Origin of the sequence: Paenarthrobacter sp. YJN-5, assembly GCF_015040095.1 — a bacterium.
GTDB classification, from domain to species: Bacteria; Actinomycetota; Actinomycetes; order Actinomycetales; family Micrococcaceae; genus Arthrobacter; species Arthrobacter ureafaciens.
Genome location: NZ_CP053544.1, coordinates 3,261,306 through 3,284,237, shown reverse-complemented (window position 1 = coordinate 3,284,237; position 22,932 = coordinate 3,261,306). Strand labels below are relative to the sequence as shown.

The following is a 22,932-nucleotide window of genomic DNA, read 5'->3' as shown; positions in this document are numbered from 1 at the left end:
CCTTCCGCGAAAACAGCTGACCGGTGGCTATGGTGGAAAGACCATAGCCGCCGGTTCTGTTTAACGCTTGCCTGCTGGACCGCGGGCCAAGGAACCAACGCAAGAATGTCAGGCGCGAGGGCAAGCGCAGCAACCCGCCAGGCAAGCACCGGGCATTACAGGAGTGTCATGGCCACCCGTCGTCCAAAGGTACCCAGGGCCGACGCCCTCGGCAGGCCGTCCGGCTCCCCGCCCGCCCCCGAACGCCACCAGGCCGGCGGTCCCGCCGATGAAACGGCCGGTGAGATCATCGAGGCCTCATTCGGCAGCAGCCCCTCGACCACGCCGGCAGGAACGACCGGTAGCGCCATCAAGGGAAAAGCAGCGGGCGCGCAGGGCGGTGCCGGCGCCGCGACTGCCGTGAGGAAGCCGTCCGCGCGTACCGGCACGTCGTCGAAATCCGCTCCTTCCCTCCGCGGGGCCTCCGCTCCGGACAGTAAGTCAGGAGGCGCCAAACAGGTCCCGGGTGATCCTGAAAGCATCGATCCGGTACCGGCCAAGGCCTTCTCGGGACGCCTGTTGGCCTTTGCAGTGGTCATGATTGCCATCACGGTCATGCTGGCCCCCACGGTCAAGGTGTTCCTCGAGAAACGCTCCGAAATCTCGGCCCTGGAAGCGGAAATCGCGGCGAAGGAAGCCGAGCAGGAGGACTTGAACAAGCAGCTATCGCGGTGGCAGGACCCCAACTACGTGAAACAGCAGGCCCGCGACCGCATTAACATGGTTATGCCGGGTGAAACGGGATACTGGGTGTTTGGCGGGGAAGATGCCGCCGGAACGCCTGGGGGCCGCACCGGCTCCGGCACATCCGAAAACCCGGCCAACTTGCCCTGGGTGGATGCGCTTTGGGAGTCCATCAGACGATCGGCAACAGACTAGACGCGGTGCCCGCCGCCGTCGTGCCCTCCGGGGAGGCGACCACAAAGGGCAGGAAGGTTGGCAGCACAAGTGGAAGCAAACACGGCAGCCTTGCCGCAGGAATCCCGCCAGCCATCAGAACACGACCTGGATGTCCTGAGCCGCCAGCTCGGCCGTCCCGTCCGTGACGTCGTGGAGATCCCCGCCCGTTGCGTGTGCGGCAACCCGCTGGTTGCGGCCACGGCACCCCGGCTGAGCAACGGGACCCCGTTCCCCACGACGTTCTACCTGACCCACCCGGTCATTACGTCGGCGGTGTCCCGTTTGGAAGCAGCCGGGCTCATGAACCGGATGAACGACCGCCTGTCCGCCGAGCCAGATCTCGCCGAGTCTTACCGCGGCGCCCACGAGTCCTACCTCCAGGCCCGGGACCAGATCGCCGAACGTTCCGGTACGGGTGCGGTTCCGGAGATTGCCGGAGTCTCGGCAGGCGGCATGCCCACCCGCGTGAAATGCCTTCATGTCCTGGTGGGCCACTCACTGGCGGCCGGTCCCGGCGTGAACCCGTTGGGTGATGAAGCGCTGGAAGCCATCTCGGAGTGGTGGACCAGGGACCGCTGCTATTGCGACGGCGCATGGGACACTGAGGGTGAGGCCCCGTCGAGGGACCTCAGCCGCCATGGCCCGCAGGGCTTGCCCGGCATCGTTGGCCGGCCGGCCCCGGTGCGCAAGTCAAAGACCCCTGAGGACACCACTGCCGAAACGACGGAAGAGCATCCATGAGCCGTGTGGCCGCCATCGACTGTGGAACCAACTCGATCCGCCTGCTGATCGCCGATTCCCCCAACGGGGGATCCGGGCCATTGACTGACGTTGTCCGCGAAATGCGCGTGGTCCGCCTGGGACAAGGCGTTGACGCAACCGGGGAGCTCGCTCCCGAGGCCCTTGAGCGTACCTTCGCTGCCGCCAAGGATTACGCGGAACTGATCAACAAGCACGACGCCGGCAAGGTCCGTTTCGTCGCCACGTCGGCAACGCGGGACGCCCGGAACCGGGACGTCTTCGTCGATGGCATCCGCGGATTGCTGGGCGTGGAACCCGAGGTCATCTCCGGCGACGAGGAAGCCTCCCTGTCCTTCGCCGGTGCCAGCAGCGTGCTGCCGGTCAAAGACGACGACGCCGTCCTGGTAGTAGACCTCGGCGGCGGCAGCACGGAGTTCGTCCTGGGTGACTCCAACGGCGTCATCGCTGCCCGTTCGGTGGACATCGGCTGCGTCCGCCTGACGGAACGGCACCTCAAGGGCGATCCTCCCACCGCGGAAGAGATCGCAGCAGCGGAAGCCGACGTCGACGCAGCCATCAACCTCGCAGCGGAAACCGTTCCCTTCCACCGTGCCACCGCCGTCGTGGGCGTTGCCGGTTCCATTACCACCATCACGGCCCACGCCCTGGGCCTGAGCGAGTACCAGCCGAACCGGATCCATGGCGCCTACCTCGATTCCGCCACCATCAGTGATGCTGCGACCAACCTGCTGAACATGGGCCGTGCCGATCGTGCCGCCCTGCCCTACATGCACCCTGGCCGGGTGGATGTTATCGGAGCCGGCGCACTGGTGTGGCGACGCATCGTCGCCCGACTGGTCGAAACGGGCAACGGACGCATCACCGGGGCGTTGGCCAGCGAGCACGACATCCTGGACGGCATTGCACTGAGTATCCGGGGTTCTGCATGAGTATGCGGTTCCGGCGCAGCTTTTCCGCCTCGCTCGCGGCCTTCCTGGCCGGGGGAGCGCTGGTGGGCTCGCTGGCGACCGCACCGGCGGCGATGGCCGACTCGTGGCGGGACAAAGAGCACTGGCTCAAGGAATCGGGAATCACCAACGCCTGGCAGGTCTCGAAAGGGGCCGGCGTCAAGGTAGCCATCATCGACAGCGGTGTTGACGGCAACCACCCGGACCTCAAGGGAGTTGTCACCGGCGGCGCTGATGCCTCGAAAGCGGGAGCGCCGAACGGCCAGAAGAGCATCGGCGCCAAACCGGAGCACGGCACATTGGTGGCCACCATGCTGGCCGGCCGCGGACACACAACGCCGACAGCTTCCCCGTCCGCCTCGCCGTCAGCGGCCCCCACCACGCCACCTGCGGGAGGGCCTGACGGGATAGTGGGCGTAGCGCCGGAAGCCGAACTTCTGTCCGTCTCAACGTGGCTTGGCTCGCCGAACCCCGGCGGAAAAACGGACCAGGAACAAATCCCGGATGCCGTTCGCTGGGCCGTGGACAACGGTGCCAAGGTCATCAACATTTCCTTGGGCAGCACGTCTCCGGACTGGCCGCAGAGTTGGGACGCGGCCTTCCTTTACGCCGAACAAAAGGACGTCGTCATCGTTGCTGCCGCCGGGAACCGGGTTGGCGGCAACGTCCAGGTGGGCGCACCCGCCACCATCCCCGGGGTCCTCACGGTCGCAGGCCTGGACGGCGACGGCAAAGCCAGCGTGGATTCCTCCTCCCAGGGCATCAGCATCGGTGTGGCGGCCCCCGCTGAAGACCTCGTGGGCGGCATCCCGGGCGGCGGTTACGCCGAGTGGGCCGGAACCTCGGGTGCAGCGCCCATCGTTTCCGGGGTCGCCGCGCTCATCCGGTCCAAGTGGCCGGAGATGAGTGCAGCGCAGGTCATCAACCGAATTGTGAGCACCGCCAAGGATGCAGGCTCCCCGGGCAAGGACCCGCTGTACGGCTACGGGATCCTCGATGCCGAGGCTGCTTTGAAGGGCACTGTCCCCACAACCAGTACCAACCCGTTGGGCTCCATCGGCGATTGGATCAGGGTCCATCGACGCGGCGACCTCAGCGCTCCGACCCAGGCTCCGGTCGAGAGTCCCACCAGCGCGCCTCCCACCTTGGCGGACCCCACCGTTCCCGTGGCGCAGGCTCCGGCGACGGTCGACGATGCTCTGCCGGCCGCCGTCGTGCTTGGTTTCGGCGCCTTGTTCATCGCCATCATTGCCGGTGCCGCAATACAGTTGCGCCGGGCTTATAAAAACCCGCCGGCGACGCCGGAGGAGGCCGATACCGGCGTCATGGAAGCGGTGGATCCACCTACCAAACGTAGTTAGTGAAGATTTTCACAAAGTAATGTACTCTGGTGTCATGGCAACCACCCCAGAGCTCATTGACCGTCCCCGGGTTCTCGTCGTCGGCGGCGGCTACGTCGGCCTGTACGTAGCACTCAAACTGCAGAAGAAGATCGCGAATGCAGGTGGCATCGTCACCGTCGTGGATCCACTGCCCTACATGACCTACCAGCCGTTCCTCCCCGAGGTAGCCGGCGGCAACATCGAGGCACGCCACGCCGTTGTTTCCCACCGTCAGCACCTGAAGCAGACTGAGCTCATCCAGGGCCGCGTCACCAGCATCGACCACGCCAACCGCACCGCTGTGGTTGCGCCCTCGGACGGCGGCGCTCCGTTTGAGATCCCGTACTTCGACGTCGTCATGGCCGCTGGTGCCATCACCCGTACGTTCCCCATCAAGGGCCTCGCGGACAAGGGCATCGGCCTGAAGACCATCGAGGAAGCTGTTGCACTGCGCAACAAGCTCCTTGAGCGCATCGAAGCCGCATCCACCATGACGGACCCGGCCGCACGTGCCAAGGCCCTGACGTTCGTTGTTGTTGGCGGCGGCTTCGCCGGCATCGAGTGCCTCACCGAAATGGAAGACCTCGCCCGCGCAGCTGTGCGCAACAACCCGCGCATCCGCCAGGAGGAAGTCCGCTTCATCCTGGTCGAAGCCATGGGCCGCATCATGCCCGAGGTCACCGCTTCCCAGGCCGAGTGGGTTGTGGAACACCTCCGCAGCCGCGGCATTGAGGTCCTGCTGAACACCTCGCTGGACAGCGCCGAAGGCAACCTCAAGCTCATCAACCTCCCGGACAAGACGTCCGCCGGTGAAGTCGAAGCAGACACCCTGGTCTGGGCTGCAGGCGTGCAGGCCAACCCGATGATCCGCTCCACCGACTTCCCGCTCGAACCCCGTGGCCGCGTCCGCGTCCTCCCGGACCTGCGCATTGCAGGCGACGAAGGCATCATCGAGAACGCCTGGGCTGCCGGCGACATCGCCGCTGTTCCGGACCTGACCGGCAAGGGCCTCCCGGACGGTACCTGCGTACCGAACGCACAGCACGCACTTCGCCAGGCCAAGAAGCTCGCCAAGAACCTCTGGGCTTCCCGCTGGGACAAGCCGTTGCACGATTACAAGCACAAGAACCTTGGTGCTGTAGCCGGCTTCGGTGAGTGGAAGGGTGTTGCGAACATCAACCTGCTGGGCCGCATCGGCCTCAAGGGCGGACTCGCCTGGTTGGCACACCGTGGCTACCACGGCATGGCCATGCCCACCGTTGAGCGCAAGTTCCGCGTGGTCTTCGGCTGGATCCTGGCTTTCTTCGCCGGCCGCGACACCACGCAGCTGATGGACCTGGACAACCCGCGCGGTGCGTTCGTGGCCGCAGCAACCCCGGCCCCGAAGCCGGCTGCTGCCGCTCCCGCACCTGCTGAAGCCAAGCCCGCTGAGGTCAAGACCCCGGTAACGGCTGACGCCAAATAGCAAGAAGTACGACGGCGGCTGCTCCCCTGAGGGGAGTGGCCGCCGTCGACGTTTAACGCCCCGCCGTCACACCGTGGCGGGCGCGCCTAGACTGTACGCATGCCCGGCGAAACCGACTTGGAAACACTTCTCGAATCCATGCACCCCGTTGTCCGCGAGGGCGACTACGTCTACGCACTGTGGCCGCACGGAAAGCCGCTGGAAGGCGACATCGAGGCTGCGGTCCGGGAAGCGGAGGGCCTGACCGTGGTGCTGCGGCGCGACGAAGCGGACCGGCTCGGCCTGCACTATGACTTCGTGGCTGCATGGATCACCTTGCAGATCCATTCGGCCCTGGAAGCTGTTGGACTGACTGCTGCGGTCAGTTCGGCCCTCACCCATGCCGGCATCAGTTGCAACGTCCTGGCCGGCTTCCACCACGACCACCTGCTGGTACCGGCTGCCGAGGCCGGACGCGCCCTTGATGTGCTCCGCCTGCTGGGACGCGGAATAGTGCTGAGGGACGAGCAGCCGGAGGATCGTCCGGCCATCCTGGCACTCGCCGCGAAGGCGTTCTCCGTTTCGCCGGTCACGGGGGAACCCGTCCAAGGTACGCCAGCGGAGGTGGGCCTGCTGCGGGAGCTCTTCGAGTGCGACGAATACATTCCGAACCTGAGCGTCGTGGCGGAAATCGCCGGTGAGATCGTGGGGCACGTGATCAGTACCCGGGCATGGGTGGGGGACCTGGAACTCCTTGGCCTCGGGCCCATAGCGGTGGAGCCCACGCTCCAGCGGCGGGGGATCGGTTCTGCGCTGATGCGCGAGACCACGCTGCGGGCCACAGCGGCAGGGGAGCGCGGAATCGCTTTGCTGGGAAGTACCAGCTACTACCCGCGCTTCGGCTACGTCCCGGCGGCAACCGTTGGCGTCGCTCCGCCGGACGCCGCGTGGGGCGATCACTTCCAGTTGTTGCGGCTTCCGGCATGGCCCGACGGCGTGCGGGGAACCTTCCGCTACGCGGCGCCGTTTGAGCGCCTTTAGCGCAGGACATCTTCAGCTGGGATAACATGGTCCGGGCGCCCCAGTAGCCCAATTGGCAGAGGCAGCGGACTTAAAATCCGCGTGTTGTGGGTTCGAGTCCCACCTGGGGCACAACGGGAAAGGGAAGCGGAAATCCGCTTCCCTTTCCTGCTTTCTTTTTGAAGAGTTTTCCCAGCTGGCTCGTAGATTCCCCACAGGCAACGAGTGTTATAGGGATGTGACCTCAATCACTTATTTTCGCCGATCAATTGCACTAGTTTGAGTCTTAATCAGGAATACCTGAGTTATCGCATCAAAGGCGGTTCGCACCTTTCGATCGAGGAGACAACGAATGTTTGATCTTTCCCAAGCGGCGCCCCGGGCCGCCAAGCTGACAGCGCTTGGCATTGGGGTCGCTCTGCTCGCCACAGCCTGTGGCGGGTCTTCAACGCCGAGCCAGTCCAATACCGGCTCCAGCTCGGCCGCCGCAGCAGGCATTTCCTGCCCGGCACCCAGTGGAGGGGCGGGTGCAGGCAACAGCCAGGCCGCTACCAACTCTGGCCCCGTACCTCCCTCGACCACCACTACCTCCACTCCGCTCAAGATTGGATCGCTCCTGCCGACAACGGGGTCGCTGGCGTTCCTTGGCCCGCCCGAAATTGCCGGTGTAAACCTCGGCATCAAGGAAGTCAATGATGCAGGCGGCGTGCTCGGTGCTCCCGTCGAGGTAATCCACCGTGACTCCGGTGATACCAAGACCGATATCGCTACGCAGTCCACCACCGCCCTCCTGGGCCAGGGAGTCAGCGCCATCATCGGTGCAGCCTCCTCGGGTGTCTCAAAGACCGTCATCAACCAGATCACGGGTGCCGGTGTCATCCAGTTCTCGCCGGCCAACACCTCGCCGGACTTCACTACGTGGGGTGACAAGGGGCTGTACTGGCGTACTGCGCCTTCCGACGTCCTGCAGGGCAAGGTCCTCGGCAACTACATGGCCACCTGTGGAGCCCAGACCGTTGGCATGATCGTGCTTAACGACGCTTACGGAACCGGCCTGCAGAAGAACGTCAAGGAAGCCTTCGAGGCTGCCGGCGGCAAGGTTGTGGCTGAGGAACTGTTCAACGAAGGCGACTCGCAGTTCAGCAGCCAGGTGGACAAGGTCCTCGCTGCCAAGCCGGATGCCATTGCCCTGATCACCTTCGACCAGGCCAAGAGCATCGTTCCGCTGATCACCGGCAAGGGCATCAAGCCGACGCAGCTGTTCATGGTTGACGGAAACACTTCCGACTACAGCAAGGACTTCCAGGCAGGCACCTTGAAGGGCGCCCAGGGCACCATCCCGGGTACCTTCGCCAAGGACGCCTTCAAGCAGAAGCTCCTGGCCATCGATCCCGCCCTGAAGGATTACAGCTACGCAGGTGAGTCCTACGACGCCGTGAACCTGATCTCCCTGGCCGCCGAGGCTGCCAAGAGCACCAAGGGTCCGGACATCGCAGCCAAGCTGAAGGAAGTTTCCGAGGGCGGCGAAAAGTGCAACAGCTACGCTGCTTGCGTGACGCTCCTTCGCGAAGGCAAGGACATCGACTACGACGGCCAGTCCGGTCCGGTGACCTTCTCCGACGCTGGTGACCCCACCGAGGCGTACATCGGTATCTACGAATACCAGGATGACAACACCTACAAGCCGGTTCGTGAAGAGTTCGGCAAGCTCTAAGCCGCACGCTCCTCAGTAACCAAACGGGTCCCCCTCCAGCCGGAGGGGGACCCGTTGTGCGTGTCGGGCGCTGACGTCTGCAAAGTGGGTCGTGGCGGCACGCGGCCGTTCGGCCAATCACTCTCCGGCCTAACAAGAATCCGGCCCAACAAGCCGACTTAACAAGAACAGGTCCCCTTCCAACCGGAAGGGGACCTGTTTGGAAGCAGAGGCCTCCTAGACCTCGTCGGCCAAGGTGCCCAGGTAGAGCTGGATGACCTTGGGATCCTTCATGAGTTCGCGTCCGGTGCCCGTGTAGGCGTCCCTGCCCTGATCCAGGACGTATCCGCGGTCGCAAATCTGCAGGCAGCGGCGTGCGTTCTGTTCCACCATGATCACCGAGACGCCGGCACGGTTGATCTCGTGGACGCGCAGGAATGTCTCATCCTGCTTGACGGGGGAGAGGCCGGCCGAGGGCTCATCCAGGAGCAGCACGGCCGGGTCCATCATGAGGGCACGGCCCATGGCCACCATCTGCCGTTCACCGCCGGACAGCGAGCCTGCACGCTGCGCACGCCGCTTGCCGAGTTCGGGGAAGAGGCTGGTGACAAAGTCGAAGCGCTCGTTGAATACCTTGGGCCTCTGGAACAGGCCCATCTGGAGGTTCTCTTCGATGGTGAGGGTGGAGAAGACGTTGTTGGTCTGCGGTACGAAGCCCACACCCTGCGTCACCAGTTTGTTGGCTTTGAGGCCCGTAAGGTCCTTGCCGCGCACCACGACAGTGCCTGAGTGGACCTTGACCAGTCCGAACATCGCCTTCAGGAGAGTGGACTTGCCGGCACCGTTGGGACCGATGATTCCAATCAATTCACCCTTCCGGGCTTCAATGCTGCACCCGTTGAGGATATTGACGCCCGGCAGATAGCCGGCCACGAGGTCGGTGACCTTGACGACGGCTTCTTCCGTGGGACTGCCTGCGGCGGCAGGCATGGCACTGGTGGCGCTCACTTGCCCTCCTCCTGTTTGGTTTCGGTGACGTCGGTGGAAAGGATGCCGGCGTCCTCGGTTCCCACTACCGACTCGTCATCGGCAACGAGTTCGGCTTCGAGTTCCTTGATACCTTGGGCGTCGCCCAGGTCGACGTCGTGGTGGGCGCCGAGGTAGGCGTCGATCACGGCGGGGTTCTTCATGACTTCCCCTGGAGGGCCCTCAGCCACCACCTTGCCTTCGGCCATGACCACCACCCAGTCGGCGATGTGGCGCACCATGTTCATGTCATGCTCCACGAAGAGCACGGTCATGCCCTCGGCCTTGAGGTTCTTGATGTGGTCAAGCAGCGACTGGGTCAGGGCAGGGTTGACGCCGGCCATGGGCTCGTCCAGCATGACCAGCTTGGGACGGACCATGAGGGAGCGTGCCATTTCCAGGAGCTTCCTCTGGCCACCGGACAGGGAAGCGGCGTAGTCGTCCTTCTTGGCGTCCAGCTTGAACTTCTCCAGCAGGACGTTGGCCTGCGCGGTGATCTCCTTCTCGCGGCCGCCCCACATGCCCTTGAAGAGGGCCTTGGACAACCGTTCTCCGGGCTGGTTGGCAGCGCCCAGGCGCATGTTTTCCATGACCGTCAGCTTGCCCATCACTTTGGTGAGCTGGAAGGTCCGGACCATGCCCATGCGCGCCACCTTGTAGGAGGACACGCCCGCCAGGCTGTTGCCCTCGAACTGCCACTGCCCCGAGTTGGGGGTGTCGAAGCCGGTCAACAGGTTGAACAGCGTGGTTTTGCCCGCGCCGTTGGGGCCGATCAAAGCGGTGATCTTGTGCCGGGGAATCTCGAGGTACTCGACGTCGACGGCGTTAATGCCGCCGAAGGATCGCGTGACATTCTCCGCCACCACAATAGGATCGCGTTTCTTGCACCCGGGAGTGTTCTCGCCGACAGCGATCGGGCGGGTGTCGGTCATGTAGTCGACGTTCTCCGTTGTTCCGGAGCCGCCGATTCCGGGGCTGGTTTGGTTGTTGCTTTCACTCATGCGAATGCAAGCTCCTTCTTATTGCCGAAGACGCCTTGCGGGCGGAAGATCATCAGGAGCATCAGGGCTACACCTACAAGGATGTACCGCAACTGGCCTGCCTGGACAGTGGTCAGCCACGTGATGGCACCCGATTCGATGAGGCCGTACAGGATGCTCTGGGTCAGGGACAGGACAACCCAGAAGATCATGGCGCCGATCACCGGCCCGAGCACGGTAGCCATGCCGCCGAGCAGGAGGCAGGTCCACAGGAAGAACGTCAGTTCGGTTCCATAGTTGGACGGCTGGACGGCGCCGCGGGGGAGCGTGAAAATCATGCCGGCCAGGGCGCCAAGGACACCGCCGATGACGAGCGCTTGCATCTTGTAGGCATAGACGTTCTTGCCGAGCGAGCGCACCGCATTCTCGTCCTCGCGGATGCCCTTAAGCACACGGCCCCAGGGGCTGCGCATCAGGAGCCAGACGAGGAGGCAGCAGATGATCACCAGGGTCCATCCGACGACGCGGATGAAGAAGTCCCTGTTGTTCATGCCCAGGTAGGACCCCTCCGGGAAAGGGTTCATTGAGTAGAAGTCGCCTTCGAAGGCTGCCAGGCCATTGGCTGAACCTGTCACGCTGGTCAGTTGGTTCGTGGTCACTACATAGCGGACGATTTCCGCCGATGCGATGGTCACGATAGCCAGGTAGTCGGCCCTGAGGCGCAGTGTGGGTATGCCGAGGATGAAGGCGAAGATGACCGAGCAGAGAATGGCGATTAGCAGTGCTACGAAGAACGGAGCCTTGAACGTCAGGGTCGAGATCGCGAAGCCGTAGGCACCTACGGCCATGAAGCCTGCCTGGCCGAAGTTCAGCAGGCCTGAGTAGCCGAAGTGGACCGCAAGGCCCAAAGCGGCAAGTGCGTAGGCCGCCGTCGTCGGACTGTAAATTTCGCCAAGGGCGCTGGAAAAAATGAATCCGAAATCCATGGCCCGCTCCTAACCCACACGCTCACGCCGGCCGAGGATGCCCTGCGGTCGGAACAAAAGGACAACGATCATGATGAACAGGGCGCCAACGTACTTGAGGTCGGCGGGAAGGCCGAACACTGTTGTCAGCTCCACGAAGATTCCCACCACGATGGAACCGATCAGGGCTCCGAAGACGGTTCCAAGGCCACCGAGGGTAACGCCGGCGAAGATGAGTAGCAGGATCTGCGAGCCCATGTCGAACGTGACGCCGGGGCGGTAGTAGGCCCACAGGATACCGCCCAGGGAGGCGAGGATGCCGCCCGTTACCCACACGATGCGGATGACGGAGTCGACGTCGATGCCCGAGGCGGCGGCCAGTGCCGGGTTGTCAGCGACAGCACGGGTTGCCTTGCCGAGCCTCGTCTTCAAAAGGACGATTCCGATCACGGCAATGACCACGGCGCTGATGATGAGGGACCACAGGTTGTTGGGGGAAATGGAGACGGGGCCGATCTGGATCTCCGCGCTCTGTGCCCCGGGCAGCTGCTGCGTGGCGCCGCCGAAGAAGAACTGGATGACGTAGCGGACGGCCAATGCCAGGCCGATGCTCACGATCATCATGGGAACGAGGCCCGTACCGCGGCGCCGCAGAGGACGCCAGAGGCCCGCGTCCTGGGCGTAACCGAAGAGGCCGCCGCCCAGCAGCGCCAGGAGGATGGCGAGCCAGAAGGGGAATCCGAGTCCATTGAAAAGGAACACGAGCACGGCGCCCAGGGTCACCATCTCGCCGTGGGCGAAGTTGGTCAGGCCCGTGGTACCGAAGATCAGGGAGAGCCCCACGGACGCCAAGGCAAGCAGGAGGCCGAAGCTCAAGCCCGCCACAAGGCGGTTGAGCAGGTTTTGTCCGAAGTCCTGTTGCTGGACCACGATGCCTTCGCCGAAGGCGAAGATCACGGACAGATTGGACGTCTGGCTAAAGGTGACATCGCGGGGATTCTCTTGGCCGTCCGCGAGCTTGATGCCGTCCGGAAGGGTGGATTCGTCCAGTTCCACCTTGTAGGTGCCCTGGACCGGAACACCGATGCGCCAGGATCCGTTCTCGCTTGAGGTGGCCTCGCCTTCGAATCCGTTGCCGGTTGCCTTGATTTTGACGCCCGACAGTGGATTCCGGCTGTCATCGCGGAGGAAGCCGCTGATGCTGTTTTGGAAATTGGTGGCTGACGGCGAAGGCGAAGGGGTAGTTGCCTGCGCCGCGGGGGCGGCGATCAGCAGAACGGCAATGAGGGCGGCAAAGAACGCCCCCACGGATCTCTGCAGTCCTCTGGACCGTCTGGTAGACGGGTCGCGCAGTGTGCTTCTCAAAATGGAAAACCTCCACAGTGGGGGTGGTCCCGGCTGCGCCATTGCGGCCGGTGCGAACGGTTAGGGGGCTCGGAAAACGGTCATACCTAGTTGCCTCGAATGTGATCCAAGTCACCCGTGTGTGGCCTATGTTACCGCCCGGTGGGATTGAAAAAAGGTCCACGTCAGGCGCGCGAAGATCGCGATCGGATAACAACTGTGCCGCCACGGGCAACAAGGGTGCGGATCACGTTTCGGTTGCGGCTGGGGACGGCAGGGAACTATCCCTGCCGTCCGGTCGTGGTAATTGGTACCGTAAATTATCACTTAGCCCTTTCTCAGGAGGACACCCGCAATGGCCCTTGGCGGAAACCCGATCTTCAACGGAAAGAATTTCCGTGGAGCGAAGCAGGCCCCGCCTGTACCGCAGAATCCGTATGGCAACCCCTACGGTCAGCAGTTCAACCAGGCCCCCGGACGTGCTCCGAGCCAGGTCATGGACGGCCACGCCGCTTGGTCTGCGCAGCAGCAGAACATGACCAACGAGCAACTGCAGCAGATGTACAACCAGCCTGCGGCAGGCCCGGCCGACACCGGACGGATGACGTACGACGACGTCATCATGAAGACCGTCATGTGCCTTGTTGTCCTGGTGCTTGGTGCCGGAGTCACGCTCTTCGTGGCACCGGCCATGGCCACCATGCTCATGATCGTCGGCGCCCTGGGCGGTTTCGTCCTGGCCTTGGTCAACACCTTCAAGAAGCAGCCTTCGCCCGCGCTGATCCTCGCGTATGCCGGCCTCGAAGGTCTCTTCCTGGGTGGTCTTACCCGCTTCCTTGACGCCATGTACCCGGGCGTTGGCCTGCAGGCAGTCATCGGCACCTTGGCCGTCTTCGGCGTGACCCTCGCCCTCTTCAAGAGCGGCAAGGTCCGTGCGACCCCCAAGATGGTCCGCTTCTTCATGATCGCCACCATCGGCTACGCAGTATTCGCCCTGATCAACCTGGTGATGATGTGGACCGGCGCCGTGCAGGAGCCGTTCGGCCTGCGCACCAGCGTTGAAATCTTCGGCATTCCGCTGGGCGTCTTCATCGGCATCCTTGCGATCGGCCTTGCAGCCTTCTCCTTGATCATGGACTTCACCAGCATCGAGGAGGGCGTTCGTGCAGGCGCTCCGGAACGCTACTCCTGGACGGCTGCCTTCGGCCTGACGGTCACCCTGGTGTGGCTGTACGTCGAAATCATCCGCCTCCTGGCAATCCTGCGCGGCGACGACTAGCCCGGACCCAAGCAACGCAATGCCCCCGAAGAGTCTTCGGGGGCATTGTTGTACCAGCACGCGGCTGAGGGCCGGCCTGACGGCGCCCGGGGGCCGGGAGCCAGCTCCTCGGGCCTAGCGCAGGCGTTCCAGCACCACGGCCATTCCTTGTCCGCCGCCCACGCACAGTGTGGCCAGGCCCAGGGTTTTGTCGCGTTCCTGCAGGCCGTTGATCAGGGTGGTAGCCATCCGGGCCCCGGTCATGCCGAAGGGGTGGCCCAAGGCAATGGCTCCGCCGTGGACGTTGAGCTTTTCCGGATCGATGCCGAGCTCCCTCGCGCTCGCGATCACCTGCACTGCGAAGGCTTCATTGAGTTCCACCAGGTCGATGTCCGCCATGGCGAGTCCGGCTGTGGCCAGCGCGCGGCGCGTGGATTCAACGGGGCCCATGCCCATGAGTTCGGGGGAGAGTGCGCTGACGCCAGTGGAGACCACCCGCGCCAGGGGTTCAAGTTCCAACTCGCGGGCCCTGGCATCGCTCATGACCACCATGGCCGCGGCGCCGTCATTCAGCGGGCACGCATTGCCCGCGGTCACTGTGCCCTCGGTCCGGAAGGCCGGTTGCAGGGCCGAGACCGCCTCCAGCGTCACGCCGGGCCGGGGCGAATCGTCGCGATCCACCACTGATCCGTCCTTGCGGGTGTACGGAGTGATTTCGCGGGCGTAAAAGCCCGAAGCGATGGCAGCCTCTGCCCGGTTCTGGCTCAGCACGCCCCATTCGTCCTGTTCGGCCCTGCTGATGCCGTACGACGTCGCCACGTTCTCGGCCGTTTGGCCCATGGAGATGTACACGTCAGGCAGCCGTCCGCCGAGGCGGGGGTCGGTCCACGGAATGTTCGACGCCGCGCGGGCGGCGGTCCGCTGGGCGGCAGATTCAAAGGCCGGGTTGTGGTTGGCTGCGTCCGTTTCCCCGGCCCCGGCCCAGTCCCGGTAACGGGATACAGCTTCTACGCCTGCGGACACGATCGCGTGCGCTTCGCCGGCCTTGATGGCATGGAAGGCCATCCGCAGGGTCTGTAGGCTGGACGCGCAGAAGCGGTTGATGGTGGCGCCCGGAACATGGTCAAGCCCGGCGAGGACACCGACGACGCGGGCCATGTTGGAGCCGGCCTCGCCGCTCGGTTCGGCGCAGCCCAGCAGGAGATCGTCCAAGCCACGGCCATCCTCGGCTCCGGGATCGAATCCGGGCAGCTTGGCCAGGGCAGCTTCCACCATGGCGGTGGCAAGATCGTCCGGGCGCTCGTCCTTCAGGGAGCCCTTGAAGGCCCGCCCGATGGGGCTCCTGGCGGTGGAAACAATCACAGCCTCAGTCATTGCCCCAGCTTACGCCCGCGGTGCGGGCCGGGCCGCAGGCGCCTAGGCGAGACGAAAAGCCCCTTCGGCCGGCGTCACAGTGAAGATGTCCGGTGCGGTGTAGCCGGCTTCGGCGAAGGAACGCACGACGGCGTCGCGCACCTTGTGTTCCTCACCCACCGGTGTCAGGGCGATGGCCGAGCCGCCGAAGCCGCCGCCGGTCATACGGGCCCCGATGGCCCCGTTGGCACGGGCGGTGTCCACCGCAAGATCGAGTTCCGGGCAAGAAATTTCGAAGTCGTCCCGCATGGACGTATGGCTCGCATCCAGCAGCGGCCCGATGCTGGCCGGTCCTTGCGCACCAAGCAATTCCACCGTTTGCAGCACCCGGTCGTTTTCCGTCACCACATGCCGGACCCGCCGCATGGTCACCTCATCCAGCAGCCCGGAGGCCGCTTCCAGGTCTTCAACGCCAACATCCCGTAGCGCCGTGACTCCCAGTACCTGGGCGCCGAGCTCACAGGAAGCCCTCCGGGAGGCATATCCGCCGTCCGCGTGGGAGTGCGAGACCTTCGTGTCGATCACCAGGAGAACCAGTCCGGAAGCCTCGGCGTCGAACGGAACGAGTTCCACGTGCTGGTCCCTGCAGTCAAGGAACACGGCCTGTCCCTTGGCGCCGCGGAGCGAAGCGGACTGGTCCATGATGCCTGTGGGGGCGCCCACAAAGATGTTTTCGGCCCGCTGCGTAGCGAGAACCAGTTCTTCGGCCGCAAGGTTGGCTCCGGTGAGCTCATTGAGGGCGGTGATGACGGCGCACTCGATCGCATGCGAGGAGGACAAGCCGGCGCCGAGGGGAACGTCCGAGTCCAGCAGGAGTTCGAAGCCGGGGACGCTGACCCCGCGTTCCTTCAGTGCCCAGGCGACGCCCAAGGGGTAGCGCGACCACCCTTCCCCGGAACCGGGTTCAAGGCCGTCAAGGCTGGCTTCGACCAACCCGTGCCCGCCGAAGGTGGACAGCAAGCGGACCGTTGAATCGTCGCGGACCCGCACAGCGACCTTGGCTGTCTTATCGATGGCGAACGGCAGGACGAAGCCCTCGTTGTAGTCGGTGTGTTCCCCGATGAGGTTGACCCTCCCCGGTGCTTGCCAGACGCCGTCCGGGGCTGTTCCGAATGCTTCATGGAACGCCGCGGTCAGGGCGAAGACGTCGGTGCTGGTGGTCATGCGGGGGAGTCCTCCATGGTCTTGGCGGAGACTGGTGCCACGGCAACGCTGCGCAGTCGGTCAGCCACTGCCTCCGGGGTGGTGTCGTTGATGAATGCGCCCATGGCGGCCTCCGATCCGGCAAGGTACTTCAGCTTATCCGCCGCCCGCCGCGGTGAGGTCAGTTGGAGGTGCAGCTGTCCGGACGGCCGGAGCACCGGGTCCAGCGGGGCTTGGTGCCACGCTGAGATGTAGGGCATGGGCGTTGGGTAGAGGGCATCCAGGCGCTTGAGGAGGTCAAGGTAGACGTGGGCCAGCTCTTCCTTTTCCTCACCCTTGAGGCCCGCCAGGTCGGCCACATGGCGGTGGGGGACAAGGTGCACTTCGAGGGGCCACCGCGCCGCGAAGGGAACATAGGCACTGAAGTGCTTGCCTTCGAGGACCATGCGGCTGCCGTCCTCCCTTTCCGCCCGCAGAAGGGATGCCGCCAGCGTTTCTTTCGCACCGACGTCGTCATAGTAGCGGCGGGCGACCGCACCCAGGTTCGCTGCCCGCGGCGTCACGTACGGGTAGGCGTAGATCTGGCCGTGGGGGTGGTGGAGCGTCACCCCGATGTCCGCGCCACGGTTCTCGAACGGGAACACCTGTTTGACGCCGGGCAGGGCGCTGAGGGCTTCAGTCCGTTGAGCCCAGGCTTCGATGACGGTCCGGGCGCGGGTTTCCCCCAGCTCTGCGAAGGATCCGGTGTGCTGCGGGGTGAAGGCGACCACCTCGCAGCGGCCCAATGCCGGTCCCTTGAGTCCGTGGCCTCCGACCGCAGGCGCCGGAGGGATGTCGCCCGCAACCGGTCCCAGGGACGGGAAGCGGTTCTCGAACACCACGACGTCGTAATCAGGTGCCGGGATCTCCGACGGATTCGCCGCCGTGGTGGGGCAAATGGGACATTGATCGGCCGGCGGCAGATGGGTGCGGCTTTGCCGGTGGGCCGCGATGGCCACCCATTCTCCGGACAACGCGTCAAACCGGACTTCGCCGGGTTCCCCGCGGGGCGGGAGGTTGCGGTGGTCCACCAAAGCCCCTGGCGGGCGCGAGGGGGTTTCAGGGTCATCGAAGTAGATCAACTCGCGGTTGTCCGAGAGGCGGGTGCTGGTAACGCGACGGCTCATATGGACCATGATTCCACAATCGATCAAAAACGCATAATTACTAACAAAACTTAACATCGGTCGATGGTGCGGGCCGGACGAGTACGGTATTGCCATGCCCGATTCTTCCGCGCCCCCAGCAACCACTCCCGAAACCGCACCCCGCCGGTACGCCACCGGCCGCCAGTTCGAACTCCGGCGAGGTGACGCCGTCGCCGTCGTTACCGAGTTGGCTGCCGGACTGCGGCTCTATGCGCGGGCGGGCGTGCACCTGACCGAAACGTACGGCGACGCGGACATCCCGCCGGGCGGCACGGGAATCACGCTCGCACCGTGGGCAAACCGCATCGAGGACGGTGCGTGGTACCTCGACGGCGAGAAGCAGCAGCTGGACATCACCGAAGTCGCCCGCAACAACGCCAGCCACGGACTGCTCAGGAACACCGGGTACGCCCTGGTGGACGAATCTGAATCCTCCGTCACGCTCGAAGCCACCGTCTTCCCACAGCACGGGTACCCGTTCCTGGTACGGCACCGCGTCTGTTACGAACTGGACGCGGACATGGACCTTCGCGTCCGGCAAACCCTGGTGAACGACTCGACGGCGGACGCCCCCTTCGTCCTCGGCGCCCACCCCTATCTCCGGATCGGCGAGGTTGCGAGCGAGGACCTCACCCTCACCGTCAAAGCCGGTACGCGCTTGGTCGCCGACGATCGGCTGATACCCCGCAGCGCAGCTGCGGTGGACGGGGAGTTCGACCTTTCGGCAGGCCGGACCGTTGGTGGGTTGGACATCGACGCCTCCTACACGGACCTGGAGTTCGACGGCGGCATCGCGCGGCACACGTTGACGGCACCGGACGGACGCAGCGTCAGCCTGGTCCATGACCAGAGCGCCGGATACGTCCACGTCTTCGTGACCGACAAGTACCCTGGACGTCCCAAGTCAGTGGCCATGGAGCCCATGACCGGTCCTGCCAACGCCTTCAACAGCGGAGACGGGCTGCGCTGGCTGCCGCCGGGCGGTTCGTTCACCATGTCCTGGGGAATCACGGCGGCGCTTTAGCAGGACTTTCCGCGTCCGGGCCGCTCAGTTTCCCATACGGCCCGGGCTACGGAATTATGGGTTCATGACGCCAACACCGGACGCCAAAACCCGTAGTGACCGCCAAATTGCCGAAGATATCCCGTACGGCGTGCGCATAGCAGCAGCCTGGTCATGGCGGGTAGGCCTGATCCTGGTCATGATCGGCATCCTGGTGTGGTTGCTCGGCAAGGTCAGCTTCCTCATCATTCCCGTCATGGTGGCCTCGCTCCTGGCGGGTCTGCTGTACCCGGTGGTGGTGTGGCTCCGCAATCGGAAGGTACCCAACGGCCTGGCTGTGGCCATTACGGTCCTCGGCTTCATTGGGTTGATCTCCGGTTCGCTCGCTTTGGTGGGCCGCCAGCTTGTTTCCGGATTCGGGGAATTGTGGCAGGAAGCGCTCGCCGGCATCCAACAGATCCAGACATGGCTTGCTGACGGACCGCTGCACCTGACCGCGGACCAGATCGACCAGTACATTGCCGATGCCGCCAACGCCCTGCAGAACAACAGCAGCAGCATCCTCAGCGGTGCCCTGTCCTTCGGCAGCACCGCCGGGCATTTCGCCGCAGGCCTGGTCCTGGCGCTGTTCATCCTGATCTTCTTCCTCCTCGAGGGCCAGCGGATCTGGGCTTTCCTGGTCCGGCTCCTGCCGAAGAAGGCCCGTGCTGCCACTGACGGAGCCGGCCGGCGCGGTTGGACCTCGATGGTCAACTACGTACGCATCCAGATGTTCGTCGCCTTCGTTGACGCCGTGGGCATCGGCGTCGGTGCCGCCATCATCCAGGTACCGCTGGCGCTGCCCTTGGCCGTACTGGTTTTCATCGGTTCATTCATCCCCGTGGTCGGTGCCCTGGTTACCGGTGCCATCGCCGTGCTGCTTGCCCTGGTGGCCAACGGTCCGGTCAACGCCCTGATCATGTTGGCGATCGTCCTGCTGGTCCAGCAGCTGGAAAGCCACATCCTCCAGCCCCTGGTCATGGGCAAGGCCGTGGCACTGCATCCGGTGGCCGTCATCCTCACCGTCGCTGCTGGTTCCTACCTCGCAGGCATTCCCGGAGCGCTCTTCGCAGTCCCCATCCTCGCCGTAGTAAACACGGCCGTTCGGTACATTGCCGGCCGATCGTGGGAACATGATGGGGGACCGGGTGCCGTGGGAGCTCCAACGGCTGAAGGTTCGCCGGGACCGGACGGTGACTCCAACTTCAAGGACGTGGAGTTGCCCGTAGTTCAATCACGCGGCGCCACCGGTACCGAAAGCAAGGCCAGGGCTTCAGGAAGCATCCCCGAGGAGCGACCCGGAGCCGACACCACAAAAGGAGAATAGTCAGTGAATACCCTCGAAACCCTGCCCGTCACCCTGGACGATGTCCTTAAGGCGCAGGAGCTGCTCGAGGGCATTATTACCAAGACTCCCGTGGAGTCGTCCCGTGCCTTGGGAAGCCTCGTGGGCGGGAACGTCTTCTTCAAGTGTGAAAACCTCCAGCGCGCAGGATCGTTCAAGGTCCGCGGCGCCTATGTCCGGATGGCACGTTTGTCCGAGGAGGAGAAAAAGCGCGGCGTGGTTGCGGCCTCGGCCGGTAACCATGCCCAAGGCGTTGCTGTTGCTGCCAAAAGCCTTGGAATCAAAGCCCGGATCTACATGCCGTTGGGCGTGGCACTGCCCAAGCTGGCCGCCACGCGAAGCCACGGCGCAGAGGTGGTGCTGCACGGCCACAACGTGGACGAGGCACTCGCCGAAGCCGAACGCTACGCCAACGAGACCGGAGCGGTCTTCGTCCATCCTTTCGACAACGTGGACGTCGTAGCGGGACAGGGCACCATCGGCCTGGAGATCCTGGAGCAGATCCCCAACGTTGACACTGTTCTCATGGGCGTCGGCGGTGGCGGACTGCTGGCCGGCGTAGCCGTGGCCATCAAGGCGAAAGCCAAGGAGCTCGGCCGGGAAATCCGCGTCATTGGTGTGCAGGCGGAGAACGCTGCCGCCTATCCGCCGTCCCTGGCCGCCGATGCCTTGGTGCCGCTGAAGAAGGTTTCCACCATGGCGGACGGCATTGCCGTGGGACGGCCGGGACAGTTGCCGTTCAGCATCATCCGCGAGTTGGTGGACGATGTAGTGACTGTCAGCGAGGACTCCCTGGCCCGGGCACTGATCTTCCTGCTCGAACGCGCCAAGATGGTTGTGGAACCTGCCGGTGCCGTGGGCGTAGCCGCACTGCTGGACGGCAAGATCGAAAACCCGGGGAACACCGCCGTCGTACTTTCCGGCGGCAACATCGATCCCATGCTGATGCTGAAAGTCATCCAGCGCGGCTTGTCCGCGGCCGGAAGGTTCATGACCGTCCGGATGATGCTTGACGACCGTCCCGGCTCGCTGGCCACTATCGCCCGGATCATCGCCGAAAACGACGCCAACGTCACCGGGCTGGACCACACCCGCCTGGGCGGCTCGATCAGCATGGGCGATGTGTCCATCACCATCAACCTGGAAACCAAGGGACACGAACACGGCGAACAGGTCCTTGGCGCGCTACGGGCCGAGGGCTTCCAGCCGATCGTGGTGCACTAAGGGGGCGCCATGGTGCTTGGAAGACCTGACGGATCCAGTGCAGAGACCCGGGAGTCGCTGGCGGCCAGGGCCAGGGGCGGCCTGCTGTTCATGGGCGGCTTCGTGGCACTGCTCTACGCCATCGAGTTCGTGAACACCCTGATGCTGCATGGACTGAACCGCACTTTCGGCCTGCGGTCCCGCACCTTTGACGGCGTCCTGGACATCCTGACGTTTCCTTTGCTGCACGCCAACCTTAACCACCTGTTGTCCAACACCCTGCCCTTGCTGATCTTCGGGTTCCTGGTGTTCCTGGCCGGCCTGCGTGTTTTTATCACTGCCTTGGCCTTCAGCTGGCTGGGTTCGGGCCTGACCGTGTGGCTGATTGGCGGGGGAAGCGTCACAGTGGGCGCGTCCGGCCTGGTGTTCGGCCTGTTCGCGTTCCTGTTGGTCCGCGGGTTCTTCAACCGCAACTGGTGGCAGATCCTGCTGTCCATTGTGCTGTTCATGGCGTACGGCGGCATCCTCTTCGGAGTGTTGCCCACTGTCATGGGTTTCATCTCCTGGCAGGCACACCTTGGCGGCGCGATCGGCGGCGTCGTTGCTGCCATCCTCCTTCGCCCCAAGCCCCGGGACACTCCAAGCAGCAGCTCCCGCTTCCCCGTCTGACCCAACTGAGTCGCAGCTGTGCGACTCTTCTATGGTTGTCAACGGAACGATGGCATGGGGCTGTTGGCGTTGAGTGTGCGGTAGATCCGTCGGGCGAGGTAGCGTTTGACGCACCGGCGGATCTCCTTTTTGGTACGGCCTTCTGCTTCACGTTTTGCTGTGTAGTTGATGGTTTCCGGATCGAACGCCATCCTGCTCCGGGCAGCCATGTGGAGGGCTTTGTTCAGGGTCCGGTCGCCTCCGCGGTTGAGCCTGTGGCGGACGGTATTTCCGGATGAAGCGGGAATGGGGTTGGCCCCGGCCAGGGAGGCGAATGCAGCCTCGGAACGTACCCGTCCGCGATGGGACCATGCGGTGAGACAAATGGCTGCGGTGACTGGTCCGAAGCCGGGTTCTTGTAGCAGGGGCGCGGCTTCGCTGATCTCGACGAGTTCGGTGATCCGGTTGCCGTTGGTTTTGATGTCCGCGTCAAGGTCGTTGATGCGCTTGGCGAGCCTGACGGCTTCGGAGCGGGCCACCGACAGGGCAAGGGGTTCTTCACGGGCACGCCATCTGGAGATCTCCAGGATCTGGGTCCCGGTCAAGGGCTTACGGGCATCGGCACCCAAATCGTTGACCCGCAGCAGCGCGGTCAACGCGTTCACGGTCCTGGTCCGGTCGGTGGTCATTGACTGACGTGCACTGACCAGGACCCGCAGGGCTGCGCGGACCCCTTCGTTCAACCGTGGCCGGCGCAGCTTGTCCTCTTCCAGGGAAAGGACTGTTGAAGCGATCCGGTGCGCGTCCAACGGATCGGACTTACCGATCCCGCGACGTGTCTTGGCATCCATGCGGGCGGCTTCGGCGACCTGGTAGCCGGCAGCTGCGACAGCCCCGGCCAGCACCGCACCATAAGAAGCCGCGCCCTCGATCACCCACAAAGTGGCCGGATCGGCCCCGGTCAAGCGCGCTACCCAGGCAATGGCACGGTCGATCCCGGCCCCGGTGGCCGGGAAATCCCGGGTGTCGATCCGTTCGCCGCTTGGCGCGGCAAGGATGGAATACACATGTTTCCTGGCGTGGGTGTCGACGCCGACGACAAACGGGTGGGAATACGCAACGATAGTCATAGCGGTTCTGGCACTTTCCTCATTTCGCGGACATGGTCAGGGCCGTTACGGGCCGGTACCA

20 protein-coding genes and 1 tRNA gene are annotated in these 22,932 nt (G+C 64.3%); 13 read left to right on the top strand and 8 right to left on the bottom strand.

Annotated features, from left to right (window positions below; genetic code table 11):
- Positions 1-168 precede the first annotated feature (168 nt).
- The 8 genes from HMI59_RS15320 to HMI59_RS15285 all read left to right on the top strand — a co-directional run bounded on the left by HMI59_RS15320 (position 169) and on the right by HMI59_RS15285 (position 8,208).
- A complete protein-coding gene (locus HMI59_RS15320) occupies positions 169-918 on the top strand; it encodes a septum formation initiator family protein (protein WP_193593782.1) in 750 nt (249 codons plus the stop codon).
- A gap of 69 nt (positions 919-987) precedes the next feature.
- A complete protein-coding gene (locus HMI59_RS15315) occupies positions 988-1,680 on the top strand; it encodes a DUF501 domain-containing protein (RefSeq protein ID WP_193591772.1) in 693 nt (230 codons plus the stop codon).
- On the top strand, positions 1,677-2,630 hold the full coding sequence (locus tag HMI59_RS15310) for a Ppx/GppA phosphatase family protein (protein WP_193591771.1): 954 nt from the start codon (positions 1,677-1,679) through the stop codon (positions 2,628-2,630). Before HMI59_RS15315 ends, HMI59_RS15310 begins: the two co-directional genes overlap by 4 nt.
- Positions 2,627-4,009 carry a S8 family serine peptidase gene (locus tag HMI59_RS15305; RefSeq protein ID WP_193591770.1) on the top strand — a complete coding sequence of 461 codons (1,383 nt, stop codon included), beginning with the start codon at positions 2,627-2,629 and terminating at the stop codon, positions 4,007-4,009. Before HMI59_RS15310 ends, HMI59_RS15305 begins: the two co-directional genes overlap by 4 nt.
- A gap of 34 nt (positions 4,010-4,043) precedes the next feature.
- The gene (locus tag HMI59_RS15300) at positions 4,044-5,495 is read left to right on the top strand and encodes an NAD(P)/FAD-dependent oxidoreductase (RefSeq protein WP_166185118.1); all 1,452 of its coding nucleotides are present in this window, start codon (positions 4,044-4,046) and stop codon (positions 5,493-5,495) included.
- Positions 5,496-5,594: 99 nt separating this feature from the next.
- Positions 5,595-6,515, top strand: a complete 921-nt coding sequence (locus tag HMI59_RS15295; protein ID WP_193591769.1) for an N-acetyltransferase — start codon at positions 5,595-5,597, stop codon at positions 6,513-6,515.
- 37 nt (positions 6,516-6,552) lie between these two features.
- Positions 6,553-6,626: transfer RNA gene (locus HMI59_RS15290), tRNA-Leu, on the top strand.
- 220 nt (positions 6,627-6,846) lie between these two features.
- On the top strand, positions 6,847-8,208 hold the full coding sequence (locus HMI59_RS15285; protein WP_193591768.1) for an ABC transporter substrate-binding protein: 1,362 nt from the start codon (positions 6,847-6,849) through the stop codon (positions 8,206-8,208).
- Between the two features lie 216 nt (positions 8,209-8,424).
- Here HMI59_RS15285 and HMI59_RS15280 read toward each other — a convergent pair whose 3' ends face one another.
- The 4 genes from HMI59_RS15280 to HMI59_RS15265 form a co-directional block, all read right to left on the bottom strand.
- A complete protein-coding gene (locus HMI59_RS15280; RefSeq protein WP_021471519.1) occupies positions 8,425-9,195 on the bottom strand; it encodes an ABC transporter ATP-binding protein in 771 nt (256 codons plus the stop codon).
- Positions 9,192-10,145, bottom strand: a complete 954-nt coding sequence (locus tag HMI59_RS15275) for an ABC transporter ATP-binding protein (protein WP_370583587.1) — start codon at positions 10,143-10,145, stop codon at positions 9,192-9,194. Before HMI59_RS15275 ends, HMI59_RS15280 begins: the two co-directional genes overlap by 4 nt.
- Before the next feature lie 65 nt (positions 10,146-10,210).
- Positions 10,211-11,179: a branched-chain amino acid ABC transporter permease gene (locus HMI59_RS15270; protein ID WP_021471517.1), complete on the bottom strand. Its 969-nt coding sequence runs from the start codon at positions 11,177-11,179 to the stop codon at positions 10,211-10,213.
- A 9-nt stretch (positions 11,180-11,188) separates the two neighbouring features.
- Positions 11,189-12,466 carry a branched-chain amino acid ABC transporter permease gene (locus HMI59_RS15265; protein WP_021471516.1) on the bottom strand — a complete coding sequence of 426 codons (1,278 nt, stop codon included), beginning with the start codon at positions 12,464-12,466 and terminating at the stop codon, positions 11,189-11,191.
- A gap of 391 nt (positions 12,467-12,857) precedes the next feature.
- Between HMI59_RS15265 and HMI59_RS15260 the strand changes: the two genes are divergently transcribed.
- Positions 12,858-13,781 (top strand): Bax inhibitor-1/YccA family protein, encoded by a 924-nt coding sequence (locus HMI59_RS15260; protein ID WP_021471515.1) that lies wholly within the window; start codon positions 12,858-12,860, stop codon positions 13,779-13,781.
- Between the two features lie 114 nt (positions 13,782-13,895).
- Here the strand turns inward: HMI59_RS15260 and HMI59_RS15255 are convergent, their stop codons facing one another.
- Genes HMI59_RS15255 through galT form a run of 3 tightly spaced genes read right to left on the bottom strand, consistent with a single transcriptional unit; the run spans position 13,896 to position 17,482 of the window.
- Positions 13,896-15,134 carry an acetyl-CoA C-acetyltransferase gene (locus HMI59_RS15255; RefSeq protein ID WP_193591767.1) on the bottom strand — a complete coding sequence of 413 codons (1,239 nt, stop codon included), beginning with the start codon at positions 15,132-15,134 and terminating at the stop codon, positions 13,896-13,898.
- A 42-nt stretch (positions 15,135-15,176) separates the two neighbouring features.
- Positions 15,177-16,337: a galactokinase gene (galK, locus tag HMI59_RS15250; protein ID WP_193591766.1), complete on the bottom strand. Its 1,161-nt coding sequence runs from the start codon at positions 16,335-16,337 to the stop codon at positions 15,177-15,179.
- Complete coding sequence (gene galT, locus HMI59_RS15245) at positions 16,334-17,482, bottom strand: galactose-1-phosphate uridylyltransferase (RefSeq protein WP_370583508.1); 1,149 nt, start codon at positions 17,480-17,482, stop codon at positions 16,334-16,336. The genes galK and galT overlap by 4 nt, the downstream gene beginning before the upstream one ends.
- A 94-nt stretch (positions 17,483-17,576) precedes the next feature.
- On the opposite strand from galT, the gene HMI59_RS15240 reads away from it, so the two are divergent.
- The 4 genes from HMI59_RS15240 (at position 17,577) to HMI59_RS15225 (ending at position 21,762) form a co-directional block, all read left to right on the top strand.
- Positions 17,577-18,527, top strand: coding sequence for an aldose 1-epimerase family protein (locus HMI59_RS15240; RefSeq protein ID WP_193591764.1), 951 nt, complete (start codon positions 17,577-17,579; stop codon positions 18,525-18,527).
- 64 nt (positions 18,528-18,591) lie between these two features.
- Complete coding sequence (locus HMI59_RS15235) at positions 18,592-19,872, top strand: AI-2E family transporter (RefSeq protein ID WP_193591763.1); 1,281 nt, start codon at positions 18,592-18,594, stop codon at positions 19,870-19,872.
- A gap of 3 nt (positions 19,873-19,875) precedes the next feature.
- On the top strand, positions 19,876-21,114 hold the full coding sequence (gene ilvA, locus HMI59_RS15230) for a threonine ammonia-lyase (protein WP_062095695.1): 1,239 nt from the start codon (positions 19,876-19,878) through the stop codon (positions 21,112-21,114).
- Positions 21,115-21,123: 9 nt separating this feature from the next.
- The gene (locus HMI59_RS15225) at positions 21,124-21,762 is read left to right on the top strand and encodes a rhomboid family intramembrane serine protease (RefSeq protein ID WP_021471508.1); all 639 of its coding nucleotides are present in this window, start codon (positions 21,124-21,126) and stop codon (positions 21,760-21,762) included.
- Positions 21,763-21,800: 38 nt separating this feature from the next.
- Here the strand turns inward: HMI59_RS15225 and HMI59_RS15220 are convergent, their stop codons facing one another.
- Positions 21,801-22,871 carry an IS110 family transposase gene (locus HMI59_RS15220; RefSeq protein ID WP_193591762.1) on the bottom strand — a complete coding sequence of 357 codons (1,071 nt, stop codon included), beginning with the start codon at positions 22,869-22,871 and terminating at the stop codon, positions 21,801-21,803.
- Between the last annotated feature and the right edge of the window lie 61 nt (positions 22,872-22,932).

Bases quoted from the DNA above. Each gene is read 5' to 3' on its own strand.
- HMI59_RS15320 (WP_193593782.1), top strand. From the start codon at position 169: ATGGCCACCCGTCGTCCAAAGGTACCCAGGGCCGACGCCCTCGGCAGG.
- HMI59_RS15310 (WP_193591771.1), top strand. From the start codon at position 1,677: ATGAGCCGTGTGGCCGCCATCGACTGTGGAACCAACTCGATCCGCCTG.
- HMI59_RS15305 (WP_193591770.1), top strand. From the start codon at position 2,627: ATGAGTATGCGGTTCCGGCGCAGCTTTTCCGCCTCGCTCGCGGCCTTC.
- HMI59_RS15300 (WP_166185118.1), top strand. From the start codon at position 4,044: ATGGCAACCACCCCAGAGCTCATTGACCGTCCCCGGGTTCTCGTCGTC.
- HMI59_RS15295 (WP_193591769.1), top strand. From the start codon at position 5,595: ATGCCCGGCGAAACCGACTTGGAAACACTTCTCGAATCCATGCACCCC.
- HMI59_RS15285 (WP_193591768.1), top strand. From the start codon at position 6,847: ATGTTTGATCTTTCCCAAGCGGCGCCCCGGGCCGCCAAGCTGACAGCG.
- HMI59_RS15275 (WP_370583587.1), bottom strand. From the start codon at position 10,145: ATGACCGACACCCGCCCGATCGCTGTCGGCGAGAACACTCCCGGGTGC.
- HMI59_RS15270 (WP_021471517.1), bottom strand. From the start codon at position 11,179: ATGGATTTCGGATTCATTTTTTCCAGCGCCCTTGGCGAAATTTACAGT.
- HMI59_RS15260 (WP_021471515.1), top strand. From the start codon at position 12,858: ATGGCCCTTGGCGGAAACCCGATCTTCAACGGAAAGAATTTCCGTGGA.
- HMI59_RS15255 (WP_193591767.1), bottom strand. From the start codon at position 15,134: ATGACTGAGGCTGTGATTGTTTCCACCGCCAGGAGCCCCATCGGGCGG.
- galK (WP_193591766.1), bottom strand. From the start codon at position 16,337: ATGACCACCAGCACCGACGTCTTCGCCCTGACCGCGGCGTTCCATGAA.
- galT (WP_370583508.1), bottom strand. From the start codon at position 17,482: ATGAGCCGTCGCGTTACCAGCACCCGCCTCTCGGACAACCGCGAGTTG.
- HMI59_RS15240 (WP_193591764.1), top strand. From the start codon at position 17,577: ATGCCCGATTCTTCCGCGCCCCCAGCAACCACTCCCGAAACCGCACCC.
- HMI59_RS15235 (WP_193591763.1), top strand. From the start codon at position 18,592: ATGACGCCAACACCGGACGCCAAAACCCGTAGTGACCGCCAAATTGCC.
- HMI59_RS15225 (WP_021471508.1), top strand. From the start codon at position 21,124: ATGGTGCTTGGAAGACCTGACGGATCCAGTGCAGAGACCCGGGAGTCG.
- HMI59_RS15220 (WP_193591762.1), bottom strand. From the start codon at position 22,871: ATGACTATCGTTGCGTATTCCCACCCGTTTGTCGTCGGCGTCGACACC.